The organism is Galbibacter kalidii (assembly GCF_026241135.1).
Taxonomy (GTDB): Bacteria; Bacteroidota; Bacteroidia; order Flavobacteriales; family Flavobacteriaceae; genus Galbibacter.
Window position 1 is genome coordinate 79,344 of sequence record NZ_JAPFGA010000013.1, and the last position, 21,539, is coordinate 100,882.

Below are 21,539 nucleotides of genomic sequence, written 5' to 3' on the forward strand. Positions count from 1 at the left end.
CAATAACGAACCTGCCTATTTTTCAAAAAAGCCCGGGTTCAAACTCATAAGTTACTGCAAAGTCCCCCTGTAAGGCAACAAGGGTATTACCCATAACCCGGAACTCCCTAAGTTTTCTGTCGTTGTACCTGGGGATGTAAAAACTTAACTCGTAAGCCCCTGTCTCCAAGTTATAGACATCAATTACCGAAGACCGTTCAAACTGCCGCTTGTCTTCGTTTTTCGCCAATATATTGGAATTGATAAACAACCGGTTTCCTGAAACACAACTTGCCTTGTTTACTATCAAAGGAGGGGCTGCCATTTTAAAAGCCCTGTCCGATTCCACCCGGGCTACTTTGATCTGTGCGGTATCTACGGGATCAATGGTTCTTCCACTGTATAACAGACTCATCGTAGTATCCATACAGAGAAACTGGTTCCGGTAAAAATAAACATACACCACCCTGGCCGATTCCGGGTTGTAAAGCAACATGCCGGAGGTGCAAAACAAACCGTCAATTTGCTCTTCCAATAAATCCGGGAAGAGTTTAAAATAAGATGGGCTAATCTCTTTTTTGGCCAGGATATTTTTATAGGCTCTCATACCAAGCATCGCAAAAGAATGATCAGAAATTGGAACAGCTTTCGAGAAATAAGAGCTGTCCTCCATATAGCGGCTGGCCTGCCAGTCTGTTACCATACCCCGGTAAATAAAGGGGATGCTGCCATCGAGCAAGTAAAAATACGGGGAATCCACTGCTACTTTAAGGGACTGGTATTGCAGGCTTTCCTCCTGTGCCTGTATATGTACTTGTGCAGTGTCGGATAATCGTAGGTCTGTCACTAAAAGACTGGAAGGGGCATTTGCATGTGCCAGGTAAATATGACGGGAGGTAACACCAGCCAAATAATACGCATCGGAGTGGATACCCAGTGTTTTGGATAACCGGATATGGCCTGTATTGAAAACCCTTGTAAAGCTGTTATAACGGTGATTGGATTTTTGAGTAGAACCCAGGTATAACACCAGGACAGTTAGTAAGCCAAGTAATATGCAAATAGCTACTATGTATATTGTTTTTCGTTGCATCTGGAAACCTTTAGGATAAAGAGAAATTGGCGCTGTGTTATGCGCCAATTTCCTTTAAAGTCCAAAACGTTGCTCTCATTCACCGGACTTGGAAAGTTGCATACATGTCCCATTATCAATGGCACCTCGTGTTCCACTTTCTTGGCAAAGGCAAGGAACTCCCCCACCAGTGCACTCGCCGATGTCGTCGAAAAGAGTGCAGTCTTCTGTACAGTTGCCGTTATCCCATATCTTGATGGTTGTACCGGCATTGGTGGAAGCATAATTGCTTGCGAATGCTCCTCCAATACCAATGGCAAAGGCCACCGGCAACAATAGTTTACGCATTTTAAACATGATCTCTAAATTTAAAATTAACAAATGCCCGTCACCCAATCCTCCACTGTCATAAAGCCGGGCTTTACCCTATGGCGGGAGCGTTTTGGGATTTGATCTTTTACACGAAAACAAGCAGCAGGTTTTACCAACCCGGGGTTTAAAAGCATAAATCCCAAAAAACAGTTTTTCAATTTTTCAAGGAACGCGGTCTTTATTCCATATCCCTTCTCTTTCGTCATTGAACAGGAAGGGCTATTTCTTTTCCATAAATATTCCCACCCCGGCCAGCAATACAAAGCCGATGTTAAAAACCAGGTGCTCTGTCCACCCGAGCTTTTCCAAAACCCCACCGCAGGAGCAGGGGATGTTATCACTAAATCCTAAGATGGCGATGATATACCCTGTAAACATGACCATCAGGGTAAAAGAAGCATAAAGTCCCACCAGCCGGGACCTTGGCCATGCCAAAAGCCCTGAAACAATGATCTCTACAGCGGGAATAAACCAGGCTACAAAGCCTGAGATGTCGGTCAACAAAGGGGACTGCCCGATCTGCACGGCGAATTTTTCGTAATCCAGCAACTTGTTTACCGCGGCATATACCCACAGAAGAATAAACAGGGCAACTATACCATCTATAAGAAGCTGTTTAAGCCTGGGGTTTCTCCGAGAGGTGACAGGTTTAGAGGATAGCATACTCATCATCGGGTTCTTTACAAATGCAACAAAAGCAAAGTAAGTATGAAAAAGAACAGGACACCTGACTATTCTTCACTTTATTTTACCTGATTATTCTTCCCGTTTTCGAGATGATGTTTTAGTGTTATTAAATGATAATCAATTCATTAATCGTTTTATGATGGTTTATTTTTTGTGTCAAAAATGAAAAAAGGAGGAACCCCGTATTCTTTTTTGAAGGCATGATGAAGGCTTTCGGCGTTGCTATACCCTACCATCATGGCAATGGTGCCTATCTTCAGCTTGCCATCTCTTAGAAGGCGCATAGCCTCTTTAAGCCTGGATTTCCGGATAAACTGGTATATGGTATACTTCCGGTGATTTTTAAACAACCGGTATAGCTTGTTTTTACTGATCCCAAACTGTTGGGTCAAGCAGGAAATGCTAAGAGACCTGGCCAGGTTGGTTTCTATATATCGCTTTACCTCACTAAAAAACTCCGCATCCGTTGGAGGCGGCCCCCCGGAGTACCGGGCAAGAGGAAGGAGCCCCCGGGTATATTCCAGCAGCAACTCTCGCATTTTCAACTGGTAGTATAAGTCTGTTACGGCATCGGAGTCCCGGTAATAGCGTTGCATGTCTTCCAGGGAACCCCTTACGGCTTTACTGATCTTCACCGGCTCTTCGGCCAGCCCTCTTTGGGCGTTCCTGCTGAACCGGTGTAAAAAATCCTGTAACAACGGGTACTCCCGGGCCAGTGTCCTGAAATAGCCCGGCTTAAAATTAATGTGCAGGGCATGGTAAGAACCGGGGTTAAAGACGGCCTCATGCCGTGGCTGGGAGGGTATATAGAAAAACCGGTAAAAGCCCTCATTTAAGGCAACCCGCCCAAAGCCATTGAGTTCTATCTCAACATTGCCCTGCAACACGTAATTGATCATTAGCAGCGGTTTCTTTATCACCGGGGTGATAAGGAGCCGTTTTTTGAGAAAGAGATGATGATCCTGGATGCAGTAGTCCCTCCCTTTGAACTTTTGGGAGAGGATGGTGCCAAAGGGTCCCCGGTAGCAGGTTTTTTTGGTCCCCCCGATGCGGTAGCGGCGATACCGGGGAGGGATCTTACTGGTGATGGATACTTCCTTAACAGCGGGGAAAGTGAAATAAAGTTGCATAGCTTAAGGTTTTCCGGTTGCAGGTAAAAAGCTGCATGCGGATGCTTTCCCAGGTTTTAAGGTATGCGGATGTCCCCAAGATAAGAATAATATTACAAATAATGGGCCGGGGGCTTTTTATAGGTCGGATAGCAGTAAAGCAATGAACACCCCCGCCAGGTCCCCTTTTAAAACCAGGTATTCCCTGACTGTCCGGGTCGCCTTTACAATATGGTCGTTGACCGTGGAGGTGGATATGTCCAGCATTTTGCCCACTTCCTCGTAGGTCTTCCCTTCCAGCTTTACCAGCTGAAAGATCCTGCGGCGTTTCGAGGGCAGGTTTTCGATGGCAAGGTCAAGGTATTCCACGGTGTCCTTATGATACAACTCTTCTTCTATGTGTGTGTAGTGAGCTGAAGCCGCTGCCGTAAGCTCCGCCTGGAGCTTGCGGTCCCGTGCCACTTTCCGGAAAAAGTCTATCGCCATATTCCCGGCAATACGAAAGAGATACGCACGCACGGGCTTTTCCGGGTCTATCTTGTGGCGTTTCTGCCATACCCGGACAAAGACTTCCTGCAACAGTTCTTTTGCAATTTCCCCGGACTTGACCATTTTTAAAAGGTTGCCATAGAGCCTGCCTTTATAGGTATGGTAAAGCGTATCAAAGGCCCGGGGGTCACCTTTTTTTAGCTGCCAAAGGACCGATGCAGGGACATCTTTATATGTGCGTTTGTTTTCCACCTTTTTTATTGGTTTTCCATGTAACTATTTATTTATAAAAATTTAATATAAATATAATGAAAATAATTCGCTTTGGTGGTATAACACTTTTACACACTGTCATTTATAGATTTTAAAAGAAAAAACGACCCCCCTGTGGTTTTCAGTGTGAGAGAAAACCTTTCCCTTCCCTGAATTTTGTCCCATAAGCAGCCAGGTCCATACCCGGTCTGCCTGTCATAACACAACCCCGGAACCCCGGGGTAAAACCAAGAGAAAAGTAACCCATAAAACCACTAAAAATGGATGTACTCCACCAGGTCACCTGGGACCGTTTTTTTGCCACCGTTGGTGTGGTATTCACCTTGTACTACCTGTATATCGGCATCCGCTATTTCCGGGGGGATATCCTGCGGGCAATCCGCCGAAGGACCACCCCCACCGGGGAGACAGCGGAAAAGAAAAAAAAGCAGACCTCGGTGGTGCTTACCGAAGAGCAGTTTGCCAATGCCTTTAAGGAACTGGAAGAGATCGCCCACGATCTGCGGAGCCGGATCATTCCCGGTCATGCACGCTCAAAGGATAAAAAGACCATGCTCCACCGCATTGCCCAGCGCCTGGAAGGTTTTAAGGGGTTTATTGTCCCGGCCTTCCGCTACGCCCTGCATAACCATGTAATGACCCAGGCACGGAAAAACAATATCCCTTTAACCGAAGAAGAGCTTGACCGGACATGGGAGGCCATACTATCCGGGATCAATGAGCTCCATTCTTAAAATGCATCTGTCATGAAAACAAAACGCAATTACCCCATACAAAAAGGGGCCCTGGTACTGCTCCTGCTGTTGTCCGCCCTTGCTTACGCCCAGGACGGGAACGCCGGGATCGTGGATGCCACCAACCGCATCAAGGGCTATTTCGCAACGGGCACCAACCTGATGTATGCCATCGGCGCCCTGGTGGGGCTGATCGGTGCCATCAAGGTCTACAACAAATGGAACAGCGGCGACCACGACACGGGCAAAGTGGCCGCCGCCTGGTTCGGCAGCTGCATTTTCCTGGTGCTGGTCGCCACGGTCATCAAGAGCTTCTTCGGGGTGTAAAAAAAGATAACTGCATGAAACAACGATTGATCGAAAAACTGCACCGCTACCTGGCTTTGAACAGCCCGGATGTGCTCGTGGCCCTCCAGGAAGAAAGCGGGGTAACCTCCTACCTGGAGGAAAAGGTATCCGGTATCGTGCCCATGCTGAAGGCACTGGAAGAAAAAGGCCTGCCGGGGTATATCATAGAGGAGCGCTGCATGGATTCCCTTACGGCTGACCTGCGACCTTCCCGGTACCTGTATTTGCGCAGCCTTTTGGAAGAGGAGTTCGAAGGGGATTTTTTGCAGATGAGGGAAGCCGGTATCCTTACCCTTGAGATCACGGGTATGATCCGGGCTTGCGCACAGGTCTTTGAGACCCTGGATTTCAACGAGGCCAACAAAGAGAGCCGGGAACTCTACTATGCCATAACCGGAACGGTACATGCGTACCTGGGCGATAGAAAGGAGGGGCAGGATGGCCTATAATCCCTCACATAAACTCAAAGGGAATATCCGGGCCATCCGTATCGCCCTGGATTTTCAAAAAGGAAAGCCGGTCAGTGAAAAAGATGCGGAAACACTAAAAACCTATGCCGGTTTCGGGGGGATCAAGGCAATCCTTAACCCGGTAGGGAGCAAAGAAGAGTGGACCGCCCAAAAGGTGAGCAAGGAAGACCTCCGCCTGCATGGGGAAATCATGGCCCTGCACGGACTTTTACAACAGCACTATCCGGACCGGGAATACGCCGAGGTGGTGAGCTCCCTTAAAAACAGTGTCCTCACCTCCTTCTATACTCCGGGTATCGTACCCCGTGTACTTTACGAAATACTCCAAAAACAAGGCGTACCACCAAAGCATTTGTACGAGCCCAGTGCCGGGGCCGGGGTGTTCATTACCGAAGCCGTGCGGGCGTTTCCGGGGCTAAAAAGTGTAACGGCCGTAGAAAAGGACCGGTTGACCGGGGCGGTACTCAGTGCTTTGGCATCCACGCTACCGGTGGCACATACCGTACATACGATGGGATTGGAAGAAACCCAGGGAACGGACAACGGAACCTTTGACCTGGTGGTCAGCAACATTCCTTTCGGGAACTTTTCGGTGTACGATCCGGCGTTCCCCGACAAGGCCCTTTCAGGAAAGATCCACAATTACTTTTTTTCCAAAGGGCTGGAAAAACTTTCCGAAGGGGGCATTCTGGCCTACATAACTACGGATGCTTTTTTAAACAGCCCGTCCAATGAAAAAGCCAGGGAATACCTTTTTCGCCGGGCCGATCTGCTGGCCGTGGCCGTCCTGCCGGATAACCTGATGCAAGAGACCGGGGGCACCCAGGCCCCCAACCACCTTGTGGTGGTGCAGAAAAATTCCACGAAACACGGGCTTTCCCGGGATGAAGCATTGCTTCTTCAGACAAAAGAAGAAGCAAACGAGTTCGGGAAATACCCCGTCAACGCCTATATCCCCGAACACCCCGAACTGATCACCACCGATGAGGTACGCCCTGGAAAGAACCAGTACGGAGCGGCACATCAAACCGTATGGATGAGCGGGGAGATCGACGGGATCGATAAGCGATTGTCCACCATTTTGGAGAAAGGACTGGCCACCCGGTTCAATAAGGAAGCATTCGAAAATTCCCTTCGCCCCAGGGCGCAACACGTACCCGATGCAGAGAAACCTGTATTCACCCTGCTTCCCATGCCGGAAAGGGCCCCCGTGGAAGAACCTGTCCAGTTGGGGCTGTTTGACACCGAAGCCGCCGAGGACCGCAGCCGCGCCATGGATTACATAAGCGGGATGGACCAAACGGTGGTGCAAAAGCAAAGTGCGCGGGTCATCGGGATGGTCAAAACCCGCGAACACCCCGGCCATGAGATACTCGTTCTGATCGCCGCCCGTCAACCAGGCGGGAAATTCTACCGCTACAAACTCTACTCGAACGTAAAAGAACTGGTCTTTTCGGCGAACTGGATGACCAGTGCGTTGCTCTCCTATAAATTGGGACAGCTCTCCCGGGATTTGACCCGGTACGGGCATACCTATCTCTACCAGGGGAACCCGGAACTGAAGGACACCCTGATCCTTCCCCTGGCCGCCCCGGTAACCATCGAACTGCCCCGGCCTTTTTACCAGAATGGGACACTGACCATTCACCAGGGACAGGTTGGCCATGTATCGGAGGTGGATCATACGCAAGGGAAGGCCCGGCTTATCGCCAATGCGAAGTATGACAAAGACCTGGATTTTTATAAGGCGTATGTGGATTTGCGCGACGTTTACCTGGAAATGCAGGCCGGTGAGGCTATCGACCCTAAGCACCTTGAAAAACGCTACGAAGACTTTTTGGGCCGGTACGGCCAACTCAACCAGGTCGCCAACCTTCACCGGATCGGTCACGATGAGACCTATGGACTGATGATCGCGGCTTCCCTGGAGCGCAGGGACGGGGATAATTTTGTCAGGTCCGATGTGTTCCTTTCACGTATACAAGAAGCAGAAAAGCTTTTTTCCACGGACGATCCCGATAAGGCCCTTACCCGGTGCCTGAACGGTCACGGTGAGGTGCGCCTGGATTTTATAGCGGCGGTGATGGACATGACACGGGAAGAGGTCATCCCGGTATTGGGCGACCGGGTCTATTTAAACCCGGGGAACGGGCTTTGGGAAACCGCCGACAAATACCTTTCCGGGAACGTGCTGGAAAAACTCCGGGCAGCGCAACAAAAGGTCCGGGAAACTCCCGGTGACCAGCAGTTGCAACGCAGTCTTGCCGCCATCCAAAAAGTACAGCCCGAACCGATCCCTTTTGAGCTATTGGATTTCAATTTAGGAGAGCGTTGGATACCGCAAAAATACTACAACCGGTTTGCGTCGGAGCTTTTTGAGGTCGATACCAATGTACGCTACTTCCCGTCACTGGATACCTTTAAGGTCATCTGTGCCTCACGCAACGCCAAAGTATGGCGGGAGTATGCCGTTACCCCCATCAGTGGACGAACCACTTATGGGCATACGATCTTGGAACACGCCCTGGAAAATACCACGCCTTTCTTTACCCGCGAGGTTGAAGGAGCCGACGGCAAAAAGACGCGCGTGCCGGACAATGAAGCGATTCAACTGGCCCACCAGAAGATCGAATCCATCCGCAGTGCATTTGCCGGATGGTTACATGACCTGCCCGGGGAAGAAAAGAAGGCGTTGGAAACACGCTACAATGAGACCTATAACTGTTATGTGCTCCGGGAATATGATGGCAGCCACATGGAATTTCCAGGGCTCAGCAGACAGGCCCTGGGGATCGAAGACCTGTATGACAGCCAGAAAAATGCGGCCTGGCGGATCATCCAGAACCGGGGCGCCCTGACCGATCACGAGGTCGGCCTGGGAAAAACCCTGACAATGATCGTGGCCTCCCGGGAGATGAAACGCCTGGGGCTCATTAAAAAACCGGCGATCCTGGCCTTGAAATCCAATGTCAGCGATATTGCCCAGACCTACCAAAAAGCCTACCCGGATGCCCGTATCCTGGCCCCCGGCACCGGGGATTTCACCCCGGCCAACCGCCTGCGTCTCTTTTATGAGATACAAAGCAACGATTGGGATTGCGTGATCATGACCCACGATCAGTTCGGCAAGATCCCCCAGTCCCCTGAAATACAACGGGCGATCTTTTCGCAGGAACTCGAAAACCTCGAAAAAGACCTGGAGACCATTAAGGACCTGGGTGGGGATATCTCCAGGCGGATGCGCAAAGGACTGGAGATCCGAAAGGCCAACCTGGAAGGGAGACTTCAGGATGTAAAGTCCCGCATCCGGCAGCGCAAGGACGAGGATATTGACTTTGATTCGATGGGGATCGACCACCTCTTTGTCGATGAATCCCACATGTTCAAGAACCTGACCTTTACCACCCGCCACAACCGGGTGGCCGGACTGGGCAATACACAGGGGAGCCAGAAAGCTTTGAACATGCTCTTTGCCGTGCGCTCCTTACAGGAGCGTTTCCAGAGCGACCTGAACGTCACTTTTTTGTCCGGTACGCCCATCTCCAACAGCTTAACGGAAATGTACCTGCTGTTCAAGTACCTGCGCCCCCGGGAAATGGCCCGTCAGCAGATCGGGAACTTTGATGCCTGGGCGGCGGTCTTTGCCCGCAAGACCACCGATTTTGAGTTTTCCGTTACAGGCGAGATCATCTCCAAAGAACGCTTCCGCCACTTTATCAAGGTACCGGAGCTGGCCATGTTCTACAACGAGATCACCGACTATAAAACAGCAAGGGGTATCGGGCTGGACAAACCTGAACTTTTGGAGGAACTGGTCAACATTCCCCCTACACCGGATCAGGAAGTGTTTATTGGGAAACTCATGCAGTTTGCCAAAACCGGGGATGCCCGCCTGATCGGCAGGGCACCTTTAAGCAAAAGCGAGGACAAGGCCCGGATGCTGATCGCCACGGGCTATGCCAAAAAGATGGCGGCGGACATGCGGCTCATCGATCCGGACTACGGCGACCACCCGGATAATAAGATAAATGTCTGTGCCCGAAAAGTAGCGGATATCTACCATGAAACCCACGAACACCGGGGGACACAGATCGTTTTCAGTGACATCGGAACCCCGAAAAGCGGGGAGTTCAACCTGTACGATGCTTTAAAAGACAAGCTGGTCCAGGATTTTGACATCCCGGCCCATGAGATCAGTTTCATACACGACTGGTCAGATAAGAAACGCCCCGAACTGTTTAAAAAAATGAACCGCGGGGAGATCCGCATCCTGATCGGTAGCACCTCCAAAGCCGGTACCGGACTGAACGTCCAGGAGCGTGTAATTGCCATGCACCACCTGGATATTCCCTGGAAGCCCGCCGAGCTGGAACAGCGAAACGGCCGCGGGGCAAGGCAGGGCAACCTCATTGCCAAAATACATTATGACAACGAAGTCCACAATTTCATTTATGCCGTCGAAAAATCCCTGGACAACTACAAGTTCAACCTGCTAAAAAACAAACAGACCTTTATCAGCCAGATGAAAAGCAGTACGCTGCACGTCCGGCGTATTGATGAAGGGGCGATGGATGAGCAGACCGGGATGAATTTCTCCGAGTACATCGCCATCCTGTCCGGGGACACTTCCCTGCTTGAAAAGTCGAAGCTGGAAAAGAAAGTGGCTGTTTTGGAAAGCCTTCGCTCGGCCCACTTAAAAGAGGTCGGCCGCTTAAGGTTCCGGCTGGAGCAACTCGAAGAAGACAAGGGGAAGATATCCCGGGCCCTGGACCGGTTGGCCAAAGATGAAAAGCTGTACCGCGGTCAGCTTAAGTACACAAAGAACGGCGCGAAGGCTAACCCTATAGTACTGGATGGATGCAAGGGCAATGACCCGGAAGAAGTTGGCAAATACATCATTGACCGGTACTTAAAGTGGGAACCCGGCAAGGGGGAAGATACCACCCAAAAAATCGGTTCCCTGTATGGCTTTGACCTGTATATCCGAAGGCAAAAGGAGGCCCTGGTCAAAGGGGACCATATCGAATACCGCCATACCAATCGCTTCTATGCGGAAAGCCCCGGGACCGGGCTTAAATACACCTATAACAAAGGGCATCCCAATGTGGATAATCCAAAAATTTCCGCCCGGCATTTTTTAAATGCCATCGACAGGGTGACCCGGGTTACGGAACAGTATCAAAAACAGCAAAAAGAAGTAGAAAAAGAAATCCCGCAGGTAGCAGCGCTTGTCGAAAAACCTTTTGAAAAGGCGAAAGAGCTGCAAGAGGTAAAACAGGAGTTGTCCGGGCTGGAGCGGGAGATTGCCATCCGGATACAGAAAGACCGGATCAGCGAAGAACAACCTGCCCATGAACTTAATCCGAATGAAGGAGAAAAGCCGGGGAACGGGAAGAAACTCAACGGCCACTCCATCGCAATAAGAAAGGATGCGATACCTGACCAAAGTACGCTGCGGGAACGCATCACAGTCTACGCTTCCCGAAGCCGGCCAAACCCAGGTAAAGGAAAGAGGATTTAAAATAAGCGAAAAGCCATGGAATACGAGATCAACAAAGGCATTAACAAGTCCATAGAGTTCAAGGGGCTCAAGGCCCAGTACATCGGCTACCTGGCCATCGGGCTGGTGGCCCTTTTGATCGGCTTTGCCGTACTGTACATTACCGGGGTAAGCCTGTACCTGTGCCTTCCAATGGTAGGCGGGGCGGGATTTATCCTTTTTACCAAAGTGTTCCGGTTTAGCCGTAAGTACGGGCAGTACGGGCTGCTCAAAGAAATTGCTTTCCGTAAGGTTCCCGGCGCGGTAACCGTCAAAACCCGGAAGGCTGTTCGCAAAACAAAAAAATGATAAAAACAAACGCACATACTTACGATATGGAAACGGTCTTCCCGGTATGGAAGATCGAGGATGATCTTTTGCTCTCCCGGCAAGGCGACATTACCGCCGGGTTCAAAGTAGCCCTCCCGGAGCTCTTTACCCTTTCCGAAAAGGAGTATGAGGCCCTGCATTACGCCTGGGTAAAGGCGGTGAAAGTCTTACCAAAACATTCCCTGGTGCATAAGCAGGATTGGTTTACAGAGGCCGGCTATCGTGGGGATTTCAGTGGGGACCCCCCCTCCTTTCTCTCGCGGGAGAGCGAGATGTTCTTTAACGAACGTCCTTACCTGGAGCATGAATGCTACCTCTATATTACCCGGAAACACCCGGATCACCGGCTTTCCACCTCGGCTTTTTCCAACCTGCTGAGTGGGGGGATCGTCCCTAAAAATGCGCTTGACCCCCTGTTTGTCCAGGAACTGGGGGCGGCCATAGGGATGTTTGAGCAGATCCTCTCTGACAGTGGCCTTATACAACTCCGGCGGCTTAAACCCGGGGACTGGACAGGAACAAAACAAAAGGCGGGTATTTTGGAACGCTACTGCCACCTGTTGCCCAAAGGGGCCCGCCCGGAACTTGGGGACATCGAGTTCAAACCGGAATGGAAAGTCGGGGAAAATTATTGCCAGATGTACACCCTGGCCGATGTGGAAGACCTGCCTGGGAAAGTAGCCCCTTCCACCAATTACGAGGGCTATGCCACCGACCGTACCCGTTTTCCCGTGGCCTTTGCAGCTCCCCTGGGGCACCTGTTGCCCTGCAACCATATCTATAACCAGTATATCGTGATCGGGGATGCCGGGCAGACCTTGAAAAAAATGGAGAGCAAAAGGCTGAGGCTGCAATCGCTATCGGCCTACAGCCGGGAGAATACCATTTCCAGGGATGCCACCTCGGATTTTCTCAACGAGGCTATCGGCAAGCAGCGCATGCCTATAAAGGCGCACTTTGGTGTGATCATGTGGACCGGTAAGAGGGAGCAGCTGAAAGACCTGAGGAACCTGGTTTCCTCGGCCCTCTCCCGGATAGATGCGGTCCCCCGGTTGGAGACCCGGGGCGCCCCCCAGCTTTTCTGGGCGGGGATACCCGGTAATGCGGCTGATATCCCGGTCAATGACACCTTTGACACCTTTGCCGGGCAGGCGACCTGTTTTTTCAACATGGAGACGGCTTACCGCTCCTCCATCAGCCCGGTGGGCATCCGCCTGGGGGAACGGCTCTATGGCGCCCCGGTACACGTGGACATCTCCGATGAGCCCATTAAGAAGGGGATCATCACGAACCGTAATAAGTTCATCCTGGGGCCGAGCGGGTCAGGCAAATCCTTCTTTACCAATCACATGGTCCGGACATATTACGAGCAGGGCACCCATATTGTCCTGGTGGATGTAGGCCATTCCTACCGCGGGCTGTGTGACCTGGTAAAGGGGTATTATTTCACCTACCAGGAGGACGACCCCATCCGGTTCAATCCCTTTTTCACCGAAGGGGGCAAACGCCCGGATACCGAAAAGAAGGAAAGCCTGAAAACCCTGCTTTTGGCCCTCTGGAAAAAGGATGACGAACCCTTTAAGCGTTCGGAGTACGTTGCCCTCTCCAATGCCCTCACCGGGTATTATGATCACCTGGCCGAAACCCCGGGGACCTTCCCCTGCTTTAACAGCTTTTACGAGTTTTTGAAAGGTGAATTTTCCCAGGCCTTAAAGAGGGACCGGGTCAAAGACCGGGATTTTGACATGGAGAATTTCCTTTATGTGCTGCGTCCCTATTATAAAGGCGGGGAGTTCGATTACCTGCTCAATGCCAGGGAAAACCTCGATCTGTTGCACCAGCGCTTTATTGTATTCGAGCTGGACAACATCAAGGACCATCCCATCCTGTTCCCGGTGGTGACGATCATTATCATGGAAATTTTTATCTCCAAGATGAGGAAGCTCCAGGGCATCCGCAAGATGATCCTTATCGAAGAAGCCTGGAAAGCCATTGCCAAGGAAGGCATGGCAGAGTACATCAAGTACCTCTTTAAAACCGTAAGGAAGTTTTTCGGCGAAGCCGTAGTGGTCACCCAGGAGGTGGAGGATATCATCTCCTCCCCCATTGTCAAACAGGCGATCATCAACAACTCGGATTGCAAGATACTGCTGGACCAGGGCAAGTACCGGAACAAGTTTGACCAGGTACAGGAGCTACTGGGCCTGAGTGAAAAGGAAAAAGCGCTGGTGCTCTCGGTCAACAAGGCCAATGACCCAAAGAGGAAATACAAAGAGGTGTTCATTTCCCTTGGCGGGCAGCTTTCCAAAGTATACCGCACGGAAGTCTCTACGGCGGAATACCTGGCATACACCACGGAGCAAAGCGAAAAGGCCCGGGTAGAGGAATACACCTCCCGGTTTGGGGGGGATATGCAGAAGGCCATCCGGGTGCTGGCCGGGGAAATGAAAAATGAACCTTAAAAAAAGAGAAGATGAAAAGCGTAAAAAAGACCATGATCGCCGTATTGCTGCTGGGGGCTATGCTGATGCCCCAGCCCACCCAGGCCACCCCGATCGGGGCCATCATCCGGCAGGCCGTCATCCGTGCCATCAAAGCCATTGACCTTAAGATACAGCGGCTGCAAACGGAAACCATCTGGCTTCAAAATGTCCAGAAGACGATCGAGAACGCCCTGTCCAAACTCAAACTGGAGGAAATTTCCGAGTGGTCGGAAAAACAACGCACCCTTTACGCGGACTATTACCAGGAGCTCTGGAAGGTAAAGAACATTATTTCCACCTACCGGCGTGTCCGGGATATTACGGGAAAACAGCTCCACCTTATGGAAGAATACCAAAGGGCATGGAACCTGCTTAAAGAAGACCCCCATTTTTCCACGGAAGAACTCCGGCAAATGGAAAAGATCTATTCAGGCGTACTAAAGGAAAGCGCCGATAACCTGGACCATTTGATCGGGATCGTCCATTCCTTCCATACCCAGATGAGCGACGGCGAGCGGATGAAGATCATCCACCAGGTGGACGAAAGGGTGCAAAGCAACCTGGATGACCTGCGGCTTTTTAACCGCCGGAATTTTGGGATCAGCAGCCAAAGGGGAAGCGCACTGGGGGATAACAGCACAATGGAAAACCTTTATAAGTAAAACCATGAAAAGACTGCTGATCACCTTGCTGCTTTTTAGCGTGACACACGCCGGGGCCCAGAACTGGGATGAATGGTTCAACCAAAAGGACACCCAACGGAAATACCTGTTGCAGCAGATCGTCGCTTTCAAGATCTACCTGGGTTATGCCCAAAAGGGCTACCGGGTCGTGGACCGCGGGCTTACGATGATCGGGGATATAAGGAACGGGGAATTTCGCCTGCACGAAGGTTTCTTCGATGAGCTGAAGTCGGTCAACCCGGTGGTGCGGGACTATGCCCGTATAAAGGACATTGCCCGGCTACAGGCCTATTTGGTCAGTGAGCGGCAGCATGCTTACCGGGCCCTGGAGCAAAGCGGGCAATTCTCCTTAAGTGAATTACAGGCCATCCGGGAGGTCCATGGCCGGGTGCTGTCAGGATCCACCCGGGACCTGGACCGGCTATTGGGGTTGCTCACCCCCGGGAAACTGGAAATGAGCGATGCGGAAAGGCTGGGAAGGATCGATGTGATCTATGATTCCATGCTTAAAAGGTACCGCTACCTGCGCGATTACAACAGCAGAGGGGAACAACTGGCCGAAAACCGCCTCCGGGAGAAAACCGATGGCCGGGCCATAGAAATTTTACATTAAAACCAACAGATTTATTATGAAACGATTTGTGCTTAGTACCATTATAGCCCTTACCTGTCTCTGCCATCAACCGGCACGGGCCCAGGCACAGGAACTCGAACAGCTGATGCTGAACATTAAAAAGCTCGATCAGCTTCGCAAGATCCTACAAAATATGTACGACGGGTACCGTATCCTGGCCGACGGGTATACGAGGGTAAAGGACATCGCCGAAGGGGATTTCAACCTGCACGATGTCTTCTTGGATGGCCTTTTGGCGGTAAACCCTGATGTGAAGAACTACCGGAAGGCAGCAGGGACCATAAGGCTCCAAAGGGAGATTCTTTCCCGCTACCAAAGTGCTTACCGGCGGTTTACGGCCTCGGGGCATTTCAGTGCCGCGGAACTGCAATACCTCCAAAAGGTGTATGCGGACCTCTTTGACCTGGGCCTTAGGAACCTGGACGAACTGGTATCGGTCGTAACGGCCGGGCCCCTTCGCATGAACGACGCCCAGAGGCTGGAAGCCATTGACCGCATCCATGGGGAGACCCTACAGATGCTCACTTTCTTACAGGGGTTTAACGGCCGCACGGCTACAGTGGCCCTTGAACGGGAAAGAGGACAGGGATACCTGGAAGAGGCAAGCCAACTTTATAAAACCCCGTAAAAAATGAAAAAGAGATATTTAATGATCGTTGTTACCCTGTTACCCCTCGCAGGGATGGCACAGGGCACCGGGGTGGAGAGCCTGCACGGGGTTTTGCAGGAGCTCTTTGATGATATGATCCCACTTAGCAACCGGCTGATCGGTGCGGCCAGGGCCCTGGCCGGGTTTGCGGCGCTCTGGTATATTGCCCTCAGGGTATGGCGGCACATTGCCAATGCGGAGCCCATCGATATGTACCCCCTTCTAAGGCCCTTTGCCATTGGTATGGCCATTCTGCTCTACCCTTACCTCATTGCCCTTTTGAACGGGGTATTGAGCCCGGTGGTAAAGGGCACGCAAGACATGGTGAAAAACCCCAACCAGGCGGTGACCTGGCATATTGAACAGGGAAAAAGGGAGATCGTCCGCAAATCGATCTACCCCTGGATGGGGGACGCCGAAAAGTTCGGTGAGTACGGGGATACGGCCCAGGAACAACCTTTAAGCGGCAGCTTTTGGTTTTTGAGCTTTAAGTCCGGGGTAAAACAGGTGCTTCGCTGGGTACTGGAGATGATCTACCTGGCCGCTGCCCTGTGTATCGATACGCTTCGGACCTTCCAGCTCATCGTGCTGGTCATCCTGGGGCCCATCGTTTTGGGATTATCGGTCTTTGACGGGTTCCAGCATACCCTGACCGGCTGGATATCGAGGTATATCAACGTGTTCATGTGGCTGCCCATTGCCAATATCTTCGGGGCGATCACCGCCCGCATACAGGAGAATATGTACCTCAGGGACCCCGGGTTCTTTGGCTCCTCGGTATACATCATCTTTATGATCATTGCCATTGTCGGGTATTTCAAGGTACCCACGATCGCCAATTATATCATCCAGTCCGGGCAAAACTCATCCCTGCTTCAAAAAGCCGGGAAACTGATGGTCAAAACAGCCGCATCGGCTGCCAAAATAGTAATGTAAAAACCGCTTTTTATCCCAGTTTTAAAAGAAATGTTTGAGCAACTTAAAAATATCGACACGGCATATAAACACATCAAGACTTTCAGCCTGGTCTGGGTGATCGTATGCGGGCTGATCTCGTGTTTTGCCATTTATCAAAGTTTCCGCGCGGCCCAAATTGCCCGGGAAACGATCTATGTACTGGCCGGTGGGAAAGCCATTGAAGCCTTTTCCGCACAGCGAAAAGACAACATCCCGGTAGAAGCACGGGACCATGTAAAAATGTTCCACCACTATTTTTTCACCCTCGACCCGGACGATAAGGTCATCGAAGGGAACCTGGGGAAAGCGCTCTACATGGCCGATGCCTCTGCCCGGGACCAGTACAACAACCTGAAGGAAAACGGGTACTACAACGGGGTGATCTCCGGGAATATCAGCCAGGGGATCACCGCGGACAGTATCCGGGTCAGCCTGGAGCAGTACCCGTATTATTTCCGCTACTACGGCACCCAAAAGATCACCCGCACCACCACGATAGTCACCCGCAGGCTGGTAACGGAAGGTACTTTACGCAACGTAAACCGCTCGGACAACAACCCCCACGGGTTTTTAATAGAGAACTGGAAGACCCTGGAGAACAAGGACATTCACATTAAAAGGAGGTAAAAAGATGAAAAGGAGCGAAAAAAATACAGGTCATACGACGGGGAGCAAAACCGGGCAACCGGAAGGGGTGGGAAAAGCAGTAGCAAACCGCTTGCAAGCCTGGGAAGGCCGTCTCTGTGTGGGACAAAAAAAGCTTGCCCTTGTGCTATTCTGCCTGCTGCTTGGATGCTGCAATACCTACCTGCTTGTCTCTGCAATAGCGGACAAGCCCCCGCCGGTGACCCTTGCCCGGCCCGGCGGGCTCCGGATGCCCGGGAGTGATCTTTCAACAGACCGGCAGGAGGTTCCTGCCGGGGATTCAATTTTAAAATTTAAAGACCATGACTAAACAAACAGAAAAAAGAAGGAAGTTCCTTATGGTGCTCCCCCTTTTGACCCTGCCCTTTTTGGCAACGACTTTCTGGGCCCTGGGAGGCGGCCCTTTACCGGAGGAAACAACACCGGAAGCCTCGAAGCTGATCAGTGACCTTCCCTCTCCCCGACTGGAGAAAGAACCCATGACCAAGATGAGCCTTTACGAAATGGCAAAAAAGGATTCCATCCGCAGGGGGGAAGAGCGCAAAATGGACCCTTATGTGGACGCGCTCCCCGAGCCGGAGATCGTTTTCGGGGAAGAAGACCCTGAACCTTCCGGGGTGAGTGCACTGCCCGTGACCGACCCGGTAAAGGAGCAGGAGGTCAAAGTCCGGCAAAAGCTCGATGAACTTGAGCAAGCATTGCAGCAGGCCCCGGAAGAACCTGTACTTGAGGAAGCCTCCATGCTTTCAGGAGTTGATCCGGGCCTTACCAGTGACATCGATAAGCTGGAAGCTTTGATGAGAGAGGTGGGAGGCCCCGGCGGGGAAGACCCGGAACTGGCCCAGATCGGGAACATGCTGGAAAAAATACTCGATATCCAGTACCCCGAAAGGGCAAGGGAAAAGCTGCAAAGACGATCCGAGCAGAACCGGGGGAAGGTCTACCCGGTCCACTTACAGCCGCGGCAGGACCCCGTGGAGCTTATGGAGCAACAGGGCCCTGTTATTGACAGTATAAATAGCAACGCACAGGTGCAATGGGGCCCACCACAGACCAACGGTTTTTACGGGCTGGAAGAAGAAAGGGTGCCTGCCCGGCAAACCCGCCTTGCCGTACCGGCCGTGATCCACCAGGAGCAGGAGCTCGTTTCCGGGTCCACGGTGAAAATGCGGCTGACCCGTGACATCTTTATTGACGGGGTACAGATCCCCGAAGGGGCCTTTGTCTTTGGCACCTGCAACATCCGGGGAGAGCGCCTGGATGTACAGGTTAAGGCCATCCGTGACGGGGAAGCCATATTCCCGGTCAACCTGGCGGTCTACGACATGGATGCCCTGCCGGGCATTCATATTCCCGGGGCCATTACCCGTGAATCTGCCAGGGAAGGTGCTGACAATGCCGTCGGCAGTATGCAGCTTATGCCATTCGATGCTTCCCTTGGGACACAGGTGGCCGGTGCAGGCATCGAGGCGGCCAAGGGACTGTTCAGCAAGAAAGTCAAGCTGGTCAGGGTAATAGTCAAAGCCGGTCACCCGGTCCTTTTAGTCGATAAAGACCGGCACAACCAATACTAAACCTTTAAAACAAAAGATCATGAAAAAATTCATTTTTTGCATCAGCCTGGGCATGGCGTTTCATTTTGCCGGGGCACAAGAATTTTCCGGGCCCGCAGGGCAGATCGAAAAACACCTGCTTAGCCAGGCGGCCATCCGGCCTTACAACCTCGAAGTGGCCTGGGACAAGACCACCGTTTTGATCTTCCCCGCCGGGGTGAAAAGCGCTGACCGGGGGAGCCGCTGTATCCTGGCACAAAAGGACAGGGAGATCAGCAACATCCTCCGCCTGAAAGCCGGGGTCAAAGGCTTTCCCGAAACCAACCTGAGTGTGATCACCGCAGACGGGAGACTGTACCATTTCTCAGTGAACTATTCCGAGGACCCGGCCTTCCAGGTCATCGACATGGGAAAGCAGGTGGAAGCGGAAGATACCATCCTGAAGTTCAAAAACGTGAGCCTTACCACAGGTGAGGTTCACCGGTACTGCGGGGTGGTTTCCAAAAAAGGATCTTTCCTTCAAAAGAAAGCAAGGGAGGGCCGGGTGACGCTCCGGCTTCGTGGCATTTACATCAAAAGCGAAGTGATGTTTTTCCGCTTTGACCTTGAAAATTCCTCGCAGATCGATTACAACATCGACCAGTGGCGTTTTTACGTCCGGGACCGCAGGCAGGTCAAAAGAACTGCCATGAGGGAAACCGAACTGGAGCCTTTGCATCGGTACAATACCCGGGGGAACGGCCTGCCCGGTAAGGGTGAGAACACCGTGGTGGTAGCGTTTAAAAAGTTCACCATCGCCGACAGCAAAAAGCTGGTCGTCCAGCTTATGGAAGAAAGCGGGGACCGGCACCTTACCCTGGATATCAAGGGGAAGCACCTTTTAAAAGCCCGGCCTGTTTTCAGGGCGGGGAAATAGGAACCGGCAAGGGTATCCCGGGAATTTTATTCGGATGAGAAACAGTAAAATACGAAAATGGGTAGCCTGGAAGAAGAGCTTAAAGCCTGGAACCGCCAAGAGCAGAAATTTGAGGGACTCTTCCCTTCGGAAGATTTTAAGGGAAAAGCCTTCCTGGGACTGAAGCTCCGTCACCTCGATGAGATCCGCTACCGGTTCAGGGCAACACCCCGGGACACAGGGGAGGCTGCGGTAAACGACATGCTGCGCCTGCATTTGGGGGAGATCGAAAGAAAGCTTTATCCCAAACGCTTCCCAAGGATACTGGCCAGGCTATGGCGAAGGGCCCGGCTTTGGAGCCGTCACAACCTGCAAGACCGGGTTGTGACCCACCGGGCAGGGCAGCCCGGGCAAAAAGGGCCGCTACAAGTGAGGGAAGCTAACAATTTGTACCGGCATAAGACAATGAAAAAGCAAAAAGTAGAAGAACCACAGGGACAAAAGTTGTCCCCACCTTCAGAGATTAATTCATTAACGAAAAACAAGACGATCATGGAAAAGGAGAATTTGGAGTTTCTTCAGAAAAAACTCAAGTACACAGGCTTTGACACAGCCCTGAACGATGAGCTGGAGAAAAACATGAAAAGCGCAGCGGAAGAATTTCGCTTACAGCACACAGCCAAAGTAGAGGGAAACGACATGAACTTTTCCCTGTACTTTAAAAAATCAGCCACCTCGGACCGGTATTTTTTCAACAAGTACGATGCGGTACTAAGACCCGGCAATGGCAATGAAAAGGGCCAGACCTTTTATGCGAACCAGTCGGTATCCGCCAGGGAAGCCTACAACCTCCTGCAAGGAAGGGCGGTCCACAAAAAGCTCTACAACTGGGAGGGGAAACAATACCGGGCCTGGTTGCAGCTTGACTTTTCGGCGGAAAAAGACAAGCACAACAACCATAAGGTCAACCAGTACCACCAAAACTATGGTTATGACCTGACCTCTGTGCTTAAGGGCCTACAGGTCAAAGAACTGGGAGACAACCGCCAGGTGGAATGGGTGGAGAAAGCCCTTAAAAAGGGCAACCGTTACCAGGCCACTATGGAAATGGGCGGAGAGCAGCAGAAAGTGTTCCTGGAGGCCAATCCCCGTTATAAAACGGTCAACGTCCTTGATGAGAACGGTAAAGCCATAAGCAGGGAACAATATCTGGGAGAAAAGCAAAAGCAGGGGCCGGAAGGCACAAAGAAGACCGAATCACAATCCCAGGCAGGAAAAAAAAAGCAGGCCCGAAAAGCGGCCAAACGGGCCCCGGCAACCCGGAAGACATCTTCTAAGAAGAAAGGAGCGAAGATATGATACAAAGCAAATGGATATACTTAAAGAGAGGGCCTCCGTAATCACCGGGGCTCTTTTTTTTGCTCCCCGGTTTAAAACCAGGGAAATCGAATATAAGCATACCTTCTTTTTTATTAGTAAAATTAATATCCAAGGGTATTTCCCCTAATGGGCAGGGGGATTTTCCTGTGCCCTCTTCAGGGGTATCTCCTGTTTTTTGGGTAAAACCCTGTTTTTTAGAATTGTATCCTTGCACAGTCGGTGGAATAACCCCAACTTCGAAGCGTTCATTCCCTGGTA

The 21,539-nt window shown here is 51.5% G+C and carries 20 protein-coding genes; 15 read left to right on the top strand and 5 right to left on the bottom strand.

The annotated features are described in order from the left end of the window. Positions 1 to 22: 22 nt before the first annotated feature. The 5 genes from OOZ15_RS13570 to OOZ15_RS13590 form a co-directional block, all read right to left on the bottom strand. Positions 23 to 1,072, bottom strand: a complete 1,050-nt coding sequence (locus OOZ15_RS13570) for a hypothetical protein (protein ID WP_265956967.1) — start codon at positions 1,070 to 1,072, stop codon at positions 23 to 25. Then, a complete protein-coding gene (locus tag OOZ15_RS13575; RefSeq protein ID WP_265956968.1) occupies positions 1,048 to 1,335 on the bottom strand; it encodes a hypothetical protein in 288 nt (95 codons plus the stop codon). Before OOZ15_RS13575 ends, OOZ15_RS13570 begins: the two co-directional genes overlap by 25 nt. A 307-nt stretch (positions 1,336 to 1,642) precedes the next feature. Then, positions 1,643 to 2,092 (bottom strand): MauE/DoxX family redox-associated membrane protein, encoded by a 450-nt coding sequence (locus OOZ15_RS13580; protein WP_265956969.1) that lies wholly within the window; start codon positions 2,090 to 2,092, stop codon positions 1,643 to 1,645. 152 nt (positions 2,093 to 2,244) lie between these two features. Beyond that, complete coding sequence (locus OOZ15_RS13585) at positions 2,245 to 3,240, bottom strand: helix-turn-helix transcriptional regulator (RefSeq protein ID WP_265956970.1); 996 nt, start codon at positions 3,238 to 3,240, stop codon at positions 2,245 to 2,247. Between the two features lie 117 nt (positions 3,241 to 3,357). Next, positions 3,358 to 3,960, bottom strand: coding sequence for an RNA polymerase sigma factor (locus OOZ15_RS13590; protein WP_265956971.1), 603 nt, complete (start codon positions 3,958 to 3,960; stop codon positions 3,358 to 3,360). Positions 3,961 to 4,241: 281 nt separating this feature from the next. Between OOZ15_RS13590 and OOZ15_RS13595 the strand changes: the two genes are divergently transcribed. The 15 genes from OOZ15_RS13595 to OOZ15_RS13665 are packed head-to-tail and all read left to right on the top strand — an operon-like array spanning position 4,242 to position 21,260. Continuing rightward, positions 4,242 to 4,715 carry a hypothetical protein gene (locus tag OOZ15_RS13595; RefSeq protein WP_265956972.1) on the top strand — a complete coding sequence of 158 codons (474 nt, stop codon included), beginning with the start codon at positions 4,242 to 4,244 and terminating at the stop codon, positions 4,713 to 4,715. A 12-nt stretch (positions 4,716 to 4,727) separates the two neighbouring features. Next, positions 4,728 to 5,042, top strand: a complete 315-nt coding sequence (locus tag OOZ15_RS13600; RefSeq protein WP_265956973.1) for a DUF4134 domain-containing protein — start codon at positions 4,728 to 4,730, stop codon at positions 5,040 to 5,042. 14 nt (positions 5,043 to 5,056) lie between these two features. Then, complete coding sequence (locus tag OOZ15_RS13605; RefSeq protein ID WP_265956974.1) at positions 5,057 to 5,512, top strand: DUF1896 family protein; 456 nt, start codon at positions 5,057 to 5,059, stop codon at positions 5,510 to 5,512. Continuing rightward, positions 5,502 to 11,054, top strand: coding sequence for a helicase-related protein (locus OOZ15_RS13610; protein ID WP_265956975.1), 5,553 nt, complete (start codon positions 5,502 to 5,504; stop codon positions 11,052 to 11,054). The genes OOZ15_RS13605 and OOZ15_RS13610 overlap by 11 nt, the downstream gene beginning before the upstream one ends. 15 nt (positions 11,055 to 11,069) lie before the next feature. Further along, positions 11,070 to 11,381, top strand: a complete 312-nt coding sequence (locus tag OOZ15_RS13615) for a DUF4133 domain-containing protein (RefSeq protein ID WP_265956976.1) — start codon at positions 11,070 to 11,072, stop codon at positions 11,379 to 11,381. Next, positions 11,378 to 13,864: a TraG family conjugative transposon ATPase gene (locus tag OOZ15_RS13620; protein ID WP_265956977.1), complete on the top strand. Its 2,487-nt coding sequence runs from the start codon at positions 11,378 to 11,380 to the stop codon at positions 13,862 to 13,864. The genes OOZ15_RS13615 and OOZ15_RS13620 overlap by 4 nt, the downstream gene beginning before the upstream one ends. Before the next feature lie 11 nt (positions 13,865 to 13,875). Then, positions 13,876 to 14,547, top strand: coding sequence for a conjugal transfer protein TraI (locus tag OOZ15_RS13625; RefSeq protein WP_265956978.1), 672 nt, complete (start codon positions 13,876 to 13,878; stop codon positions 14,545 to 14,547). Between the two features lie 4 nt (positions 14,548 to 14,551). Further along, positions 14,552 to 15,181 (top strand): hypothetical protein, encoded by a 630-nt coding sequence (locus OOZ15_RS13630; protein WP_265956979.1) that lies wholly within the window; start codon positions 14,552 to 14,554, stop codon positions 15,179 to 15,181. Positions 15,182 to 15,197: 16 nt separating this feature from the next. Then, entirely contained in the window at positions 15,198 to 15,830 is a 633-nt protein-coding gene (locus tag OOZ15_RS13635) for a TerB family tellurite resistance protein (protein ID WP_265956980.1), read from the top strand. 3 nt (positions 15,831 to 15,833) lie between these two features. Then, positions 15,834 to 16,787, top strand: a complete 954-nt coding sequence (gene traJ, locus OOZ15_RS13640) for a conjugative transposon protein TraJ (protein ID WP_265956981.1) — start codon at positions 15,834 to 15,836, stop codon at positions 16,785 to 16,787. A gap of 30 nt (positions 16,788 to 16,817) precedes the next feature. Further along, positions 16,818 to 17,435, top strand: a complete 618-nt coding sequence (traK, locus tag OOZ15_RS13645) for a conjugative transposon protein TraK (RefSeq protein ID WP_265956982.1) — start codon at positions 16,818 to 16,820, stop codon at positions 17,433 to 17,435. 4 nt (positions 17,436 to 17,439) lie between these two features. Further along, positions 17,440 to 17,763 (top strand): hypothetical protein, encoded by a 324-nt coding sequence (locus OOZ15_RS13650; protein ID WP_265956983.1) that lies wholly within the window; start codon positions 17,440 to 17,442, stop codon positions 17,761 to 17,763. Then, on the top strand, positions 17,756 to 19,027 hold the full coding sequence (gene traM / locus OOZ15_RS13655; RefSeq protein WP_265956984.1) for a conjugative transposon protein TraM: 1,272 nt from the start codon (positions 17,756 to 17,758) through the stop codon (positions 19,025 to 19,027). The genes OOZ15_RS13650 and traM overlap by 8 nt, the downstream gene beginning before the upstream one ends. Before the next feature lie 19 nt (positions 19,028 to 19,046). After that, positions 19,047 to 19,922, top strand: coding sequence for a conjugative transposon protein TraN (gene traN, locus OOZ15_RS13660; RefSeq protein ID WP_265956985.1), 876 nt, complete (start codon positions 19,047 to 19,049; stop codon positions 19,920 to 19,922). Between the two features lie 57 nt (positions 19,923 to 19,979). Beyond that, on the top strand, positions 19,980 to 21,260 hold the full coding sequence (locus OOZ15_RS13665; RefSeq protein ID WP_265956986.1) for a hypothetical protein: 1,281 nt from the start codon (positions 19,980 to 19,982) through the stop codon (positions 21,258 to 21,260). Positions 21,261 to 21,539: the final 279 nt, after the last annotated feature.